The organism is Bacillus sp. FSL K6-0255 (assembly GCF_045040725.1).
GTDB lineage: Bacteria > Bacillota > Bacilli > Bacillales > Bacillaceae > Bacillus > Bacillus subtilis.
The window spans coordinates 1,395,672-1,409,786 of sequence record NZ_CP150278.1 but is presented as its reverse complement, the minus strand read 5'-3'; the positions used below and the strand labels follow the sequence as shown (position 1 = coordinate 1,409,786).

At 41.4% G+C, this 14,115-nt stretch carries 14 protein-coding genes and 1 riboswitch; of the genes, 5 read left to right on the top strand and 9 right to left on the bottom strand.

The features are described 5' to 3' along the window. Positions 1-28 precede the first annotated feature (28 nt). From MHB62_RS07390 to MHB62_RS07380, 3 genes are all read right to left on the bottom strand, one after another. Positions 29-256, bottom strand: coding sequence for a LysM peptidoglycan-binding domain-containing protein (locus MHB62_RS07390; RefSeq protein WP_017695061.1), 228 nt, complete (start codon positions 254-256; stop codon positions 29-31). Between the two features lie 15 nt (positions 257-271). Then, entirely contained in the window at positions 272-1,471 is a 1,200-nt protein-coding gene (gene ykvP / locus MHB62_RS07385) for a spore protein YkvP (RefSeq protein ID WP_032721438.1), read from the bottom strand. Positions 1,472-1,951: 480 nt separating this feature from the next. Beyond that, positions 1,952-2,698 (bottom strand): SDR family NAD(P)-dependent oxidoreductase, encoded by a 747-nt coding sequence (locus tag MHB62_RS07380; protein WP_032721437.1) that lies wholly within the window; start codon positions 2,696-2,698, stop codon positions 1,952-1,954. Between the two features lie 168 nt (positions 2,699-2,866). On the opposite strand from MHB62_RS07380, the gene MHB62_RS07375 reads away from it, so the two are divergent. Further along, positions 2,867-3,223, top strand: coding sequence for a winged helix-turn-helix transcriptional regulator (locus MHB62_RS07375; RefSeq protein WP_014417586.1), 357 nt, complete (start codon positions 2,867-2,869; stop codon positions 3,221-3,223). Between the two features lie 581 nt (positions 3,224-3,804). Here the strand turns inward: MHB62_RS07375 and queF are convergent. From queF to MHB62_RS07350, 5 genes are all read right to left on the bottom strand, one after another. After that, complete coding sequence (gene queF / locus MHB62_RS07370) at positions 3,805-4,302, bottom strand: preQ(1) synthase (RefSeq protein WP_003218613.1); 498 nt, start codon at positions 4,300-4,302, stop codon at positions 3,805-3,807. Between the two features lie 17 nt (positions 4,303-4,319). Continuing rightward, on the bottom strand, positions 4,320-5,051 hold the full coding sequence (queE, locus tag MHB62_RS07365) for a 7-carboxy-7-deazaguanine synthase QueE (protein WP_032721432.1): 732 nt from the start codon (positions 5,049-5,051) through the stop codon (positions 4,320-4,322). Beyond that, positions 5,044-5,493, bottom strand: a complete 450-nt coding sequence (queD, locus tag MHB62_RS07360) for a 6-carboxytetrahydropterin synthase QueD (protein ID WP_003232462.1) — start codon at positions 5,491-5,493, stop codon at positions 5,044-5,046. The genes queE and queD overlap by 8 nt, the downstream gene beginning before the upstream one ends. Then, positions 5,486-6,145, bottom strand: a complete 660-nt coding sequence (queC, locus tag MHB62_RS07355) for a 7-cyano-7-deazaguanine synthase QueC (RefSeq protein WP_003245417.1) — start codon at positions 6,143-6,145, stop codon at positions 5,486-5,488. Before queC ends, queD begins: the two co-directional genes overlap by 8 nt. 129 nt (positions 6,146-6,274) lie before the next feature. After that, positions 6,275-6,319, bottom strand: a riboswitch (PreQ1 riboswitch). A 138-nt stretch (positions 6,320-6,457) separates the two neighbouring features. Continuing rightward, positions 6,458-7,501: a membrane protein gene (locus MHB62_RS07350; protein WP_032721430.1), complete on the bottom strand. Its 1,044-nt coding sequence runs from the start codon at positions 7,499-7,501 to the stop codon at positions 6,458-6,460. 365 nt (positions 7,502-7,866) lie between these two features. Between MHB62_RS07350 and clpE the strand changes: the two genes are divergently transcribed. The 3 genes from clpE (at position 7,867) to motB (ending at position 11,919) form a co-directional block, all read left to right on the top strand. Beyond that, complete coding sequence (clpE, locus tag MHB62_RS07345) at positions 7,867-9,966, top strand: ATP-dependent protease ATP-binding subunit ClpE (RefSeq protein WP_029317717.1); 2,100 nt, start codon at positions 7,867-7,869, stop codon at positions 9,964-9,966. A gap of 383 nt (positions 9,967-10,349) precedes the next feature. Next, complete coding sequence (gene motA, locus MHB62_RS07340; RefSeq protein ID WP_003238984.1) at positions 10,350-11,162, top strand: flagellar motor stator protein MotA; 813 nt, start codon at positions 10,350-10,352, stop codon at positions 11,160-11,162. After that, positions 11,134-11,919, top strand: coding sequence for a flagellar motor protein MotB (gene motB, locus MHB62_RS07335; RefSeq protein WP_003232473.1), 786 nt, complete (start codon positions 11,134-11,136; stop codon positions 11,917-11,919). The genes motA and motB overlap by 29 nt, the downstream gene beginning before the upstream one ends. A gap of 39 nt (positions 11,920-11,958) precedes the next feature. On the opposite strand, the gene mhqR is transcribed toward motB, so the two are convergent. Beyond that, positions 11,959-12,396, bottom strand: coding sequence for a MarR family transcriptional regulator MhqR (gene mhqR / locus MHB62_RS07330; RefSeq protein WP_003232475.1), 438 nt, complete (start codon positions 12,394-12,396; stop codon positions 11,959-11,961). Positions 12,397-12,588: 192 nt separating this feature from the next. Between mhqR and kinD the strand changes: the two genes are divergently transcribed. Beyond that, a complete protein-coding gene (gene kinD, locus MHB62_RS07325) occupies positions 12,589-14,109 on the top strand; it encodes a sporulation kinase KinD (RefSeq protein WP_080287604.1) in 1,521 nt (506 codons plus the stop codon). The last annotated feature ends 6 nt before the right edge of the window (positions 14,110-14,115 follow it).

The following is a 14,115-nucleotide window of genomic DNA, read 5'->3' as shown; positions in this document are numbered from 1 at the left end:
ATTTGATTCGTTTCCGAAACCTCAAAGATTATCTTTCTCTTATCTTTATAATTTGTCCAGGATAAATTCTATCTGAAGAAAGCTTATTAAGATTCATAAGTTGTTGTACCGGAATTTTAAAGGATTTGGCAATCGTCCATAATGTATCGCCGGATTCCACATGATATACTTCGTATGTCACGGGAAATTCCATATAACGAGGCGTTCTTTTTACTTTATTCGCTTGATTTCTTATTTTAGGTATTTTCCCCTTCATTCATATTACTCTCCTTTAGAAAAATTTGTTATTAATATTTCTAAACCGTTTCTCTCTAATCTTAATGATTTGTCCAGCATATATTTGATCTGATTTGAAATGATTAAGCTCCATGAGTTGCTGCAGGGAAACATTATACTTCCTGGCAATTATTGATAATGTTTCACCGGGAGTAACATGATGGATCACGTATTTTTCTTTGAGAACATCTACATAATGAATGGTTTCCCCTAAGTTTCTTATGATTCCTCTGCTTTTTAGCACCTCAAGCATTCTCTCGGCTCTATGCCGATAGGAATCATTCTTTACAGCCTTTTTACCGTTTATCTGAATCTTTTTTCTCTCGCTATCATGATTCAAATAGTATTTAACCTTTTCCAAAGTTTCTTTTGGGGAGGAAGAAACGATGAGATCGCGGCCAGGTTTGAATTTACCTCGAACTGCTGGTGTATCCGATGTCAATAAAAACCCCCCGGAACCAAGAATCTCATAGGTGCGTTGCGTAAGTTGGCTTTCACAGTTTTGCAAACCGATAACGACTTTTGCTGAACTGTAAACTTTATATGCTTCAGTATAATCAAGGTATCCATGGATCCAATTGGGGGGAATTTCTCTTCCTATATATTTACTCATTTTTTCCCAGTTTCTCCCCCAAAAATCAATGCGAATACCTTTCCGTATAAGAGGACGAATAAGCGTTTTTAAAGAGGACGAACGGAACACTTCCGGATGTTCTTCAAGAAAATTAGGGTAAGCATTAGCCACCACTGCTATATCACAACTGTATTTCGCTAATGGTTTAATCTGGTGATGTATACTTTCGTGAAATGCAAAGTCTAAGTGAGCTGCTTTAATCCCCATGCTTTCATAAGTTTTACACAGAGAAGGCGTAACCGTGAAAACAAAATCCGGTTTCATCTTTTTAATTAACGGGATAGTAAAGTTTTGAGTGTGCAGCGGGTCTTCAGTTGCCCAATAAACGAGAGGGATATTCACCTTTTTAGTAGCGTTGCGAATCCAGGCCTGCTTTTCCCTTGAATGCTCTGGTGTCCATCCCATAGATACTATTAGATCTGGTTTAAATTCGTCTATCATTTCAGTTATATTTTCCCGACTTACAGGACCGGAAATCATTACGGTATGTCCTGCTTCCCTAAACCCATTCGGTAAACCATAGAGCCACATGGGATGACTCTCAAGGAAAAGAATTTTCACACATTTCCATCCTCTCTTTCACTTTTTAATGTCTACTTTATTGGTATGTATATGTAATATAACTTGTCGCGGTACTAGTCTATAAAAAACGTTCAGGTGTGAGATCACGAGATAGCTTGTGTGGGATGCCCCACAAAAAAAGAAAGCAACCTACAACATATTTTCCTATGTGGTTATTCAGGACATAAGGATTCCTTTAAATATTTTTAAAAGTATTAGAATACAAGGACAGGGATATTATTTTTTATTAAAAGTCAAGAGCCCCCGTTACTTTAAGTACATTTATTCACAGTGTAATCTTTTTTACAGGTCATTTAGTAGTAGCCCCAGGAAAATGCGAATTTACAACGTTAATCAAATTCAAATATAAAAAAGTCGAATTCCCTGTCCTTTAAGGAAAACGACTTTTTTATACGACTTCTTCAAGTAAATCCCCATTAACCTTTTTTGGGGACTATTTGTAATCTCTGCGCAGTGAAATTATACCTGTGCTAGCCCGCCATCTACGAACAATTCAACACCCGTCAAGTAACTGCTTTCGACTGAAGCAAGGAAAGATACAGCGTTTGCTACTTCTTCAGGTGTCCCAACTTTTCCAGCTGGAACAGTATTTCTGCTATTTTCCAGTACCTCTTCAAGTGCATCACCAAAAAGCTCATCGTAGGCAGGTGTAAGAATACCTCCTGGACTAACCACATTTACACGGATTTCAGTACCTTTTAGGTCAAGAATCCAGTTGCGAACCAGTGCTCTTAATGCTGCTTTAGATGCTCCATATACACTAAACGCTGGGTTGCCAATTGATCCAGCAGTAGAGCCCGTTACAATAATAGAACCTACTTTGTCCGGGAATAGTGATAACGCTTTTTGAACAGTAAAGATGGTTCCTTTAACGTTAATGTCGAACGTTCTATCAACCTGCTCTTCAGTAATTTCACCTAATGGAAGGAAGTTGCCGATGCCTGCATTAGCAAAAAGAATGTCCAACTTACCTTTTTCCTGCTTTATAATGTCATATAGTTTGTCTAAGTCTTCAAGCTTAGAAATATCACCTTGAACACCGGTTACGTTCTTGCCAATTTGGTTAACAGCTTTATCAAGTTCGTTTTGTCTACGTCCCGTGATATAAACATATGCACCTTCGTTTACAAATTTTTGTGCTGTAGCAAGACCAATCCCACTTGTTCCACCCGTTACAAGCGCTATTTTACCTTCAAATTTACCCATACTTAACACTCCTTTAGAATTAATATTATTTTATGTCTAGTACCTTTAAGTACTTGAAGAACAACTTACAAGATATAGTATCCTTCAGTAAGCACATTATCGGAAGTACCCACTTTTTTGTGATATAGTAACTAAAAAGTAATAAATGTGGAATGGAGAGCTTTAGACATGAAAAAATTTAGCTGTGGGTTTGAAGTGACAAAGGAAGTTATTGGAGGAAAATGGAAAGGCCTTGTATTATACTTTTTAATGAATGGACCAAAGAGAACGAGTGAATTAAAGCGCATTATCCCAAATATAACTCAGAAAATGCTGATTCAAACACTTAGAGAGCTTGAAGCCAGTGGACTTGTGAGCAGAAAGATGTATAATCAAGTACCGCCGAAGGTTGAATATTCATCCACTGAACTTGGAGAATCTCTTAAACCTATCTTGCAGGAGCTCTGTCAATGGGGAGGCCATTATGCGGAGCAAGAGTATGCAGAAGGTGAATATGAAATTGTACAACCAGAACAACTAAGTTAGGATTGATGTAGCTGCTGAAGTAAATGCTAAACAACTTCAATACCATCACCTAACAGATGAAGAACAGTCAGAAATAAATGAGATATTCAATTTTGAAAGTGAAGTTCTAATAAGAAGTGTCATCGACTATATTCAGGAGAACTTTGATGAAATTCAAAAAAGAGCTGTTTCAAATGTTAAAGAGAAGGTTCAGAAACTTAGCCAAAAAATAAATGAAGATATTGATAATAATATTTAATGCCTATGATCTCTAGATAGGCATATTTTCTTTCGGATAAAAAAGAAAAGACGTACAAATTGTACGCCTTAATCTGCTTCTGTACTATCAATTTTTCACTGCATAAAAGTCACAGTTCAGGTTGCACCTCAGGTCACACTTTTTAATACAATTCCCATGAGTAGAGCCATTTTCAGGTGTGACTTTTCCCACTTTTATTGAGCTTAGTGCGGGTCACACTCCGGTCACTTCGGGTCACACTTCGCTGTGACCAGGTCACATTTCCGCTGAAAATTAACGCTGAATGTTCGGATTTTACTGTGACTCCACTTCCTTTTACACTCCGTATCACACAACGGAATAATTAACGATTATCAATTGTCTCCGGATACAAATCATGGTTCATCATACGGTATTCGGCCATTTTCTCATACTTCGTGCCAGGCTTTCCGTAGTTTGTGTACGGGTCAATGGAAATTCCGCCTCTTGGCGTGAATTTGCCCCATACTTCAATGTAGCGCGGGTCCATTAATTCAATCAAGTCATTCATGATGATATTCATGCAGTCCTCGTGGAAGTCACCATGGTTTCTGAAGCTGAATAGATACAGCTTTAATGATTTGCTTTCAACCATTTTTTCATCAGGAATGTAGCTGATGTAGATTGTCGCAAAGTCAGGCTGGCCTGTTTTAGGACATAAAGATGTGAATTCCGGGCAATTGAATTTTACAAAGTAATCACGGTTTACATGTTTATTCGGGAAGGATTCCAGCACGTCCGGTGCATATTCGAACAAATAATTTGTACCTTGATTGCCTAGCAATGTTACACCTTCTAATTCTGATTCTTTTCTTGTCGTCATGTTCATCTTCCTTTCTATTATACTCCGCGTTTGTTGCCCCATAACAGGGTGTGCAGCTGCGGGAGCACTCTGACGAGATTCAGCTCCGCATCGACAGCTACCTTATCAACAAGCGCTTCATATTTTCCAAGCAAATGTGCAATCAGTGACTGATCATCTGTCGTATGCACGTCATCATTTCCGACTTGTAAATAAAACGGGATTCCCGGATACCGCTTGTGCACAGTTTTGGCAAATTCCAGATCTTCATCATTAAAGATGACAACCTTCAAGCTGACAGCATGCTGTCTATCATTCTCTTGAAGTGAAGTTAAAATGTGGTCAAGCTTTTGAAAGTTCGTTCCCATTTTTGAGCTTGGCGGTTTTGGAGAAATTGTCAGGTCATCAATCAGCGTAAACCAATCCTGATAAACGGTCCCTTGAGTTTCAAGCGCTGCACGGATGTTATTTTCCTTCAGCAGTTCAATAAAAGCATCCAGCTGTTTTAACAGAGCCGGGTTGCCGCCTGAGATCGTCACATGAGAAAACGCATCTCCCCCAATGTCCTTAAGCTCCGCAAAAATCTCCTCCGCCGTCATCCAGCGAATATCTTTTTTAGCAGACCCATCCCAAGTGAAAGCGGAGTCACACCAGCTGCAGGAATAATCGCAGCCGGCTGTCCGGACGAACATCGTTTTCTGTCCGATCACCATGCCTTCTCCTTGAATCGTCGGGCCGAAAATTTCTAATACAGGAATTCCTTTAGCCATTCAAACCACCCTTTTTCGGACGGTAGACACAGTAGCTTGTCGGTGTTTCACGGACAAACACCTGTACACAGGTCGGCTTATTCTCCAAAGTGTCTAAATAAGCCTGTACGTTGTCATAAATCGTTTTCGCCACGACTTCAGTTGTCGGCAACGAATACCGGTCGTCCTGAGAAAAATCTTCATGATCATTTAATAGCGTGTGATCATAGTTTCCGTGCACCAGTTTTTTGAGTACGCTGAAATTGACAAGAAAGCCTGAATCGTCAAGTTCGTCGCCGGCAACGGTTATATTTACGGTATACGTATGCCCGTGAACCCTGCTGCACGCTCCCGCACTTTCCCGAGGGATAAAATGAGCGGCTGAGATATGCATGTCCTTATTCAGTTCAAACGAATAAGGATGCTGGGCCTGCGGATAAATTTGAGATAACAATTTATGCACGCTCTCCTTTCATCACCATATATTCTTCATAACCTTTTGAACGAAGGTGACATGCCGGACATTCGCCGCAGCCGTCTGCGATGATGCCGTTATAGCATGTCAGCGTGTTGTTTTTCACAAAATCCAGCGCGCCAAGCTCATCTGCAAGCTTCCACGTTTCCGCCTTATTGAGCCACATGAGAGGCGTGTGGATCACAAACGGCTTCTCCATTGCCAGATTTACCGTGACATTGCAAGATTTCACGAATTCGTCACGGCAGTCAGGATAACCACTGAAGTCTGTCTCGCAAACTCCTGTAATAATGTGGCGCGCGCCAATTTGGTAAGCCAGGATAGACGCAAAGGATAAGAATACCAAATTGCGGCCTGGAACGAATGTGGATGGCAGTTCGCCGTCTTTTACTTCTATCTCAATATCATTTCTAGTCAGGGCATTCGGTGCAAGCTGATTTAAAAGTGACATATCAAGCAAATGATTTTTCACACCAAGCTTTTCCGCAATGGATTTTGCCACTTCAACTTCCTGCGAATGTCGCTGATTATAATGAAAAGTCACCGTTTCGACTTCTTCGAATTCTTTTAAGGCCCACAGTAAGCATGTTGTGCTGTCTTGACCGCCGCTAAATACGACAATTGCTTTTTCTTTTTTCATGATTCCTCTCCTTCTCCGCAATAAAAACGCCGGCGAGAGACATCGCTACAGCTAATTCACGCAAAAAAACACCTTTTTTCGGAAGGTGCTCTAGAAAAACATAAAAAAGGCCGTATCCAAGGATACAGCTCGTCCTTAGTTTTTTATAGAGGGTGTAGCTAGAACCTCTCCCGCATATCGCACGGATTTTCTTCAATTTTTTCACTTCTGCTATCTTACCATAATGATGTTTTTCTTGACAATAAAAAAGTCAGTCCCCGGTTCCTAGATCAATTATCGCTCTATAGTGACGGTTCGTTTCATTATATATATTTATAAACTGCGCCGCCGAGGAGCTTTTTTGCAAAGCAAAGCGCCTATGAAGGCCAGGCTCACATAGCCAAACAAGGGATAAATCGTTGAAATAAGCCTGCCGTACCCTATTTGGCTCGTAATATAAGCCGTGATCATAATGGCCGCAAAGATATATTTGCTTTTCACTGGAAGAAAGCTTTGCACTTGTTTTTCTAATCCATATAGATTACCGATAACTGATGTGAACACTTCTCCGAAAATAATGAGTAAATAAATCAAATGGACAGATCGTGCAAAGAGATAAACCACTTGTGCCATCGGTATATCATACAAAAATACATCCGGAAGAGTTGACAAAGACAGAAAACTCGCGGACAGCACAATCGTCAGCATCGTCCCTCCGATTAAAGCGCCTTTTTTGATCACTTTCTCCGAGGACATTTCATTCGCCAGCGGAACCAAAACTGCTTGGGCAAGCGATAAATTCAAAGCCCCGTAAGAAAAGGCTGATAACAGCCAATCCCAGCGATGCGGCCAGACCCACTGAGCTGCGTTTCGTGATTCGCTGAATATAAAAGAGTCCGCCACCACAATCATTGAAAAGATGATTAAAAGGGGAACAACAAACACATTGACACCGAAAATGCCTTTTACTCCTCTAGTCATCACAATTAAGCTCAGACCGATTGTAATAAGCATCCCAATCTGAGCGGACATCCCCAGCTGTTCCTCAAAAAGCGCCCCTGCCCCTGAAAGCATGACAGATGTAACTCCGAGGAGAACAAACAGCATAAATACATTGATAATCCGCCCAGCCGCCGCCCCGAACAAAAAGATGTTCATTTCTTGATATGACTTGGCATTGATTCGCTTTGAAATGATCATCAGCTTGGCGCCCAGAAACGTAAACATTCCACCGCTGACGAGAATGCCGAATAAACCGAACCAGCCGAACTTCAGAAAAAACTCAACAATTTCTCTGCCAGTCGCAAATCCAGCTCCGACTACTGTGCCGACATACACAAAAGCAAGCTGACTTGCAGACCCTTTTGATTGTTCCATTTCTCCCCTCCGAACGAACCGCAGTTTTGTCCATAGGTGCCTTTTTATAACCTATGAGACAAGTTCCTTGAAAAGACGAAGAAAACATGTTTTACTTTGTAACAAATCAAAAATTTTTTGTGCGTAAGACTTGAAAGTCAAAGATAGTCAGAGTATACTATTAATCAAAGTTGGTCAAACAAACCGGCCTTTTTTAAAAATCAATTGGTCAAAGATAGTCAAATATTCAGTCTGCTTTGAGCATATTGGTTTGAATGCCGTTAAGTTTGCCGTATACTAATAGTCAAAGAAGGTCAAATCCAATAGACCTTTTTATTCACTTTCATTGGTCAAAGAAGATCAAATTATTAAGGAGGTTTTGGCAAATGCGTTGTCAACATTGTCATCAAAACGAGGCGACGATTCGCCTTAACATGCAAATAAATTCCGTTCATAAACAGATGGTTCTTTGTGAAACTTGCTATAACGAACTGACCCGTAAACCTTCAATGAGTATGGGTCCTCAATCTTTCGGATTTCCGTTTGAACAGGCATTCCAGCCGAAAGAAAAGAGCGCAGCAAAACAAAGCGGAAAAAAAGGGTTGCTTGATGAGCTGGCTCAAAATATTACAAACGGTGCTAAAGCCGGTCTCATTGATCCCGTCATCGGCCGTGATGATGAAGTGGCGCGAGTGATCGAAATTCTAAACCGCCGCAACAAAAACAATCCGGTTCTTATTGGTGAGCCGGGTGTGGGGAAAACTGCCATCGCTGAAGGGCTCGCTTTAAAAATTGCTGAAGGTGATGTTCCAAACAAACTGAAAAACAAAGAGCTATATTTGCTTGATGTTGCATCCCTTGTTGCAAATACAGGGATCAGAGGCCAATTTGAGGAGAGAATGAAACAGCTGATCACTGAGCTGAAGGAACGAAAAAATGTCATTCTGTTCATTGATGAAATTCACCTTCTCGTCGGCGCAGGCTCTGCAGAAGGATCAATGGACGCCGGCAACATTCTCAAACCGGCCCTAGCCAGAGGCGAACTGCAAGTCATTGGCGCGACAACACTGAAAGAATATCGTCAAATCGAAAAAGATGCCGCGCTGGAAAGACGTTTTCAGCCTGTCATGGTGCAGGAGCCTTCAATTGAACAGGCTATCCTCATTCTGCAAGGGATTAAAGACAAATACGAGGCGTACCATGGCGTAACATTCAGTGATGAAGCAATCAAAGCGTGTGTCACTTTATCATCCCGCTACATTCAGGACAGACACCTGCCGGATAAAGCAATTGATTTATTAGATGAAGCAGGTTCAAAAGCCAACCTGTTAATTGATGAACTGAATGATGAGGATGCCGCTGAACGCTTAACTGCAATTGAAGCCGAAAAAACAAAAGCCCTGGAAGAAGAAAATTACGAACTGGCGGCAAAACTCCGTGATGAAGAACTCGCATTGGAGAAAAAACTGAACAGCTCCTCCGCTCATACCGCTGTCACTGTGGAAGCTGAGCACATTCAGGAAATTGTTGAACAAAAAACAGGCATCCCTGTCGGCAAACTGCAGGCAGACGAACAAACGAAAATGAAAGAACTCGAAGCAAAACTTCATGAACGCGTGATCGGACAAGAAGCCGCTGTTCAAAAAGTGGCAAAAGCGGTAAGACGAAGCCGCGCCGGATTAAAATCCAAAAACAGACCAGTCGGCTCCTTCCTCTTCGTCGGTCCTACCGGCGTAGGGAAAACAGAGCTTTCTAAAACACTGGCAGATGAATTATTCGGCACAAAAGACGCTATTATCCGACTCGATATGAGCGAATACATGGAGAAACACGCCGTATCTAAAATTATCGGTTCACCGCCTGGATATGTCGGCCATGAGGAAGCTGGACAATTAACTGAGAAAGTGCGCCGCAATCCTTACAGCATTGTGTTGCTGGATGAGATTGAAAAAGCACACCCAGACGTTCAGCATATGTTCCTGCAAATTATGGAAGATGGCCGTCTGACAGACAGCCAAGGCAGAACCGTAAGCTTCAAAGACACTGTGATCATCATGACAAGTAATGCGGGTGCTGGTGAGAAACAAACGAAAGTCGGTTTCCAATCAGATGACAGTGTCATCGAAGAACAAACATTAATTGATTCACTGAGCATGTTCTTTAAACCTGAGTTCCTCAACCGTTTTGACAGCATTATTGAGTTCCGCTCATTGGAAAAAGAACATCTTGTCAAAATCGTCAGCCTTCTTCTTGGAGAACTTGAAGAAACATTGGCGGAACGGGGCATTAGCTTGAATGTGACAGATGAAGCGAAAGAAAAAATCGCTGAGCTGGGCTACCACCCTTCATTCGGTGCACGTCCGCTTAGAAGAACCATCCAAGAATGGGTTGAGGATGAAATGACCGATCTGCTGCTTGATAATGGCGAGATCACAAGTTTTCACGTGATTTTAGAAGATGATAAAATCAAAGTGCGAGCGAAATAACAATCAGCGGTTTCCTTTTAGGAAGCCGCTTTTTTTATGCTTTCATACTCTTGACTTAGAAAATACCGTCCCTTCCCCTGAAGCGCTACTTCCCTTCATCCTTTACACTTTTTTTAAGGAGGGATGGAACATGTTTATATACAGTGAATATGTATTTCTACTATTATATGAATACCATCTGAAGGACAGCTTGCAAGAAAGCTGCTAATTTCAGTAGACACCCGGGCTTTTCAATTTTGGAGAGCCCGTTTTTGTTTATTTCTCCCTTCTATGCCTCTTCCTTGAATATTTCATGAACAAATTCACAATGTCCCTAAAGTTCCGGGCACCAAAACCGATATTAACCATAGACAAGATAGTAAAAAAGGATTTGGTGAAAAACTATGGATAAAACTTCGTTAATCGGTATTATTCTTGCTTTTGTGGCATTGAGCGTCGGGATGGTTCTGAAAGGCGTCAGTTTCAGCGCCCTTGCAAACCCCGCTGCCATTTTAATTATTATCGCCGGGACAATCTCAGCAGTCGTTATTGCGTTCCCAACAAAAGAAATTAAAAAAGTGCCTGCGCTGTTTCGAGTGTTATTTAAGGAAAATAAACAGCTCACAATAGAGGAACTCATTCCTATGTTCTCTGAATGGGCTCAGCTTGCACGCCGCGAAGGTCTGCTTGCTTTAGAAGCAAGCATTGAGGATGTAGATGATGCTTTCTTGAAAAACGGGCTCAGCATGGCTGTTGACGGGCAAAGCGCGGAATTTATAAGAGATATTATGACAGAGGAAGTCGAAGCAATGGAGGACAGGCACCAAGCCGGAGCCGCTATTTTTACACAAGCAGGAACGTACGCTCCGACACTTGGAGTACTCGGCGCTGTAATCGGGCTGATTGCCGCTCTCTCTCATATGGACAATACAGATGAGCTTGGACACGCCATCAGTGCCGCCTTTGTTGCCACACTTCTCGGTATCTTTACAGGGTATGTGTTATGGCATCCTTTCGCAAATAAATTAAAACGAAAATCAAAACAAGAAGTAAAACTGCGTGAGGTCATGATTGAAGGTGTTTTATCCGTTTTAGAAGGACAGGCACCGAAAGTCATCGAACAAAAGCTTTTAATGTATCTTCCTGCGAAGGACCGCTTGAAATTTGCAGAACAAGGAGAGGCGCAAAATGGCGAGAAAAAAGAAGAAGAAGCATGAGGACGAGCACGTTGATGAATCATGGCTCGTTCCTTACGCCGACATCCTTACTCTTCTCCTGGCATTGTTTATTGTGCTGTACGCGAGCAGCTCGATTGACGCAGCTAAGTTTCAAATGCTCTCAAAATCATTTAATGAAGTTTTTACAGGCGGAACCGGTGTACTGGACTACTCCAGTGTCACTCCTCCTGAAAACGAGTCAGACGGCATCGATGAAGTGAAAAAGGAAAAAGAAGAGAAAGAGAAAAACAAGAAAGAAAAAGAAAAAGCAGCTGATCAAGAAGAACTTGAAAATGTGAAGAGCCAGGTGGAAAAGTTCATCAAAGATAAAAAGCTGGAACATCAGCTGGAGACGAAGATGACTAGTGAAGGCCTTCTGATTACGATTAAAGACAGCATCTTCTTTGATTCTGGAAAAGCGACCATCCGTAAGGAAGATGTGCCGCTTGCAAAAGAGATTTCAAATCTTCTTGTGATTAACCCGCCAAGAAATATCATTATCAGCGGACATACTGATAATATGCCAATTAAAAATTCTGAATTCCAATCAAACTGGCATTTAAGCGTCATGAGAGCGGTAAACTTTATGGGGCTCCTGATTGAAAACCCCAAGCTCGATGCAAAAGTGTTCAGCGCCAAGGGTTATGGCGAGTATAAACCGGTGGCTTCCAACAAAACTGCGGAAGGCCGAAGCAAAAACCGGCGGGTTGAAGTTCTCATTTTGCCAAGAGGCGCAGCGGAAACAAATGAAAAATAGCAAAAAAGGAAGCCTTGTGACATATCAGGCTTCCTTTTTTTACTTATTATGAAACTGTTTTGCGTTTAATCCTACTCTTTTTAACATTTCGGTGCACATCTCTACCTCTTCTTCGCTTAATACGCTGATCATTTCATCAATTTCAGCAGCGTGATCAGGGAAAATATCGTTCAAAAGACCGATGCCTTTTTCAGTAATTTGCGCAAATGTCACTCGTCTGTCTGTAGGAGACGCTTTCCGAATGAGAAGTTCTTTTTGCTCCAGCTTATCTACAACGTATGTGATGCTCCCGCTAGCCAAGAGAATTTTATCTCCTATCTGCTGCAGCGGCTGATCGCCTTTATGGTACAAAAGCTCTAGCACAGCAAATTCAGTCGGATTCAGCCCATGCTTATGAATATGCTTATTCATATGATCGTTAATAGACCGATACGCGCGCGACAGCACGATAAATAACTTCAGTGATTTTTCTGTCATGTCTCAATCATCCTTTTAGAAACCGTTACAGAGAAACATTAATAAACAAAGACCAAAATGTCAATAAAAATCTTTCCAATATTTCTCTTCTTTTTTTAAATGTAAGCTTGCCAACACCTTTTTCTAATTTTTTTGGTTATTTTTTCTTATTAAAGAAGAAGAAACAATGATATAATACCTCTAATCAGGTGTATGTTGGAGCGATGCAAATTGAAAATACTAAAAGGCGCCTGCGGGAGAGTCAAACTTTATATCATACTGGTCGTGATTCCGGCAATCGTCATCAGCTTTTTCGTATATGAAAAAGAAAAAGATACAATAGCTGCAGAACATAAACAAGAAGCAAGTGTCCTGCTAAACCTTCACCGCAACAAAATCAATTATTTAATCGGAGAAACAATGGCGAGAATGACCTCCTTGTCCATCGCCATCGACAGACCGGTTGATATAAAGAAAATGCAGTCAATTTTGGAAAAGACCTTTGATTCAGAGCCGAGATTTTCCGGTCTCTATTTTCTCAATGCCAAAGGAGACGTCACCGCAAGCACAACCGAATTAAAAACGAAAGTAAACCTGGCCGACAGATCTTTTTTTACAAAAGCAAAGGAAACTAAAAAGACAGTCATTTCAGATAGTTATTCGAGCAGAATTACTGGTCAGCCAATTTTCACAATTTGTGTGCCTGTTTTGGACTCAAAACGAAATGTGACAGATTATCTTGTCGCAGCTATTCAAATTGATTATTTGAAAAATCTCATTAACTTGCTGAGCCCTGATGTTTATATTGAAGTTGTGAACCAAGACGGGAAAATGATTTTTGCGAGCGGACAAGCCTCTCATGCAGAGGATCAGAAACCTGTCAGCGGATATCTGGATGATATCAGCTGGAATATGAAAGTCTATCCGAACCCGGTCACAATAGAAGAACTGTCGAAAAGCCTTGTGCTTCCGCTTTCATGTATTATTGTTCTGCTGAATATCCTTTTTATTCTCGTGCTGTATTATTTGCTGAAGCGGCAGACCCAGCTGGAGCGCTCAGAAAACGAGGCGCAAAAATTAGAGCTGATCGGGACGCTTGCTGCCAGCACAGCCCATGAAATCCGTAACCCCCTCACCGGGATAAGCGGCTTTATTCAGCTGTTGCAAAAGAAATATAAAGGTGAGGAAGATCAGCTTTACTTCTCCATTATCGAACAGGAGATCAAACGCATCAATCAAATAGTGAGTGAGTTTCTCGTTCTCGGCAAGCCGACAGCTGAAAAATGGGAGCTGAACTCACTTCAGGACATTATCGGAGAAATTATGCCGATCATTTATTCTGAGGGCAATCTATACAATGTTGAAGTCGAATTACAGTATTTAACCGAGCAGCCCTTACTCGTAAAATGTACAAAAGATCATATTAAACAAGTGATTTTAAATGTAGCAAAAAATGGCCTCGAGTCAATGCCTGAAGGAGGCAAACTGACGATCTCCCTAGGAGCTTTAGATAAAAAAGCCATAATCAAAGTTGTGGATAACGGTGAAGGGATTTCTCAGGAAATGCTGGATCACATCTTCCTTCCCTTTGTTACTTCTAAAGAAAAAGGAACCGGTCTCGGCCTTGTTGTTTGTAAACGGATCGTGCTGATGTACGGAGGCTCTATTCATATTGAAAGTGAAGTGCGAAGAGGCACAGAGGTGACAATCGCCCTCCCCGTATCCGCATCATAGCCCCCC

What these genes read in the sequence shown, in the direction of transcription:
- motB (WP_003232473.1), top strand. Translation starts at nt 11,134, where the DNA reads ATGGCGAGAAAAAAGAAGAAGAAGCATGAGGACGAGCACGTTGATGAA.
- clpE (WP_029317717.1), top strand. Translation starts at nt 7,867, where the DNA reads ATGCGTTGTCAACATTGTCATCAAAACGAGGCGACGATTCGCCTTAAC.
- MHB62_RS07380 (WP_032721437.1), bottom strand. Translation starts at nt 2,698, where the DNA reads ATGGGTAAATTTGAAGGTAAAATAGCGCTTGTAACGGGTGGAACAAGT.
- kinD (WP_080287604.1), top strand. Translation starts at nt 12,589, where the DNA reads ATGTTGGAGCGATGCAAATTGAAAATACTAAAAGGCGCCTGCGGGAGA.
- queE (WP_032721432.1), bottom strand. Translation starts at nt 5,051, where the DNA reads ATGGCTAAAGGAATTCCTGTATTAGAAATTTTCGGCCCGACGATTCAA.
- motA (WP_003238984.1), top strand. Translation starts at nt 10,350, where the DNA reads ATGGATAAAACTTCGTTAATCGGTATTATTCTTGCTTTTGTGGCATTG.
- queC (WP_003245417.1), bottom strand. Translation starts at nt 6,145, where the DNA reads ATGAAAAAAGAAAAAGCAATTGTCGTATTTAGCGGCGGTCAAGACAGC.
- MHB62_RS07375 (WP_014417586.1), top strand. Translation starts at nt 2,867, where the DNA reads ATGAAAAAATTTAGCTGTGGGTTTGAAGTGACAAAGGAAGTTATTGGA.
- MHB62_RS07350 (WP_032721430.1), bottom strand. Translation starts at nt 7,501, where the DNA reads ATGGAACAATCAAAAGGGTCTGCAAGTCAGCTTGCTTTTGTGTATGTC.
- MHB62_RS07390 (WP_017695061.1), bottom strand. Translation starts at nt 256, where the DNA reads ATGAAGGGGAAAATACCTAAAATAAGAAATCAAGCGAATAAAGTAAAA.
- mhqR (WP_003232475.1), bottom strand. Translation starts at nt 12,396, where the DNA reads ATGACAGAAAAATCACTGAAGTTATTTATCGTGCTGTCGCGCGCGTAT.
- queF (WP_003218613.1), bottom strand. Translation starts at nt 4,302, where the DNA reads ATGACGACAAGAAAAGAATCAGAATTAGAAGGTGTAACATTGCTAGGC.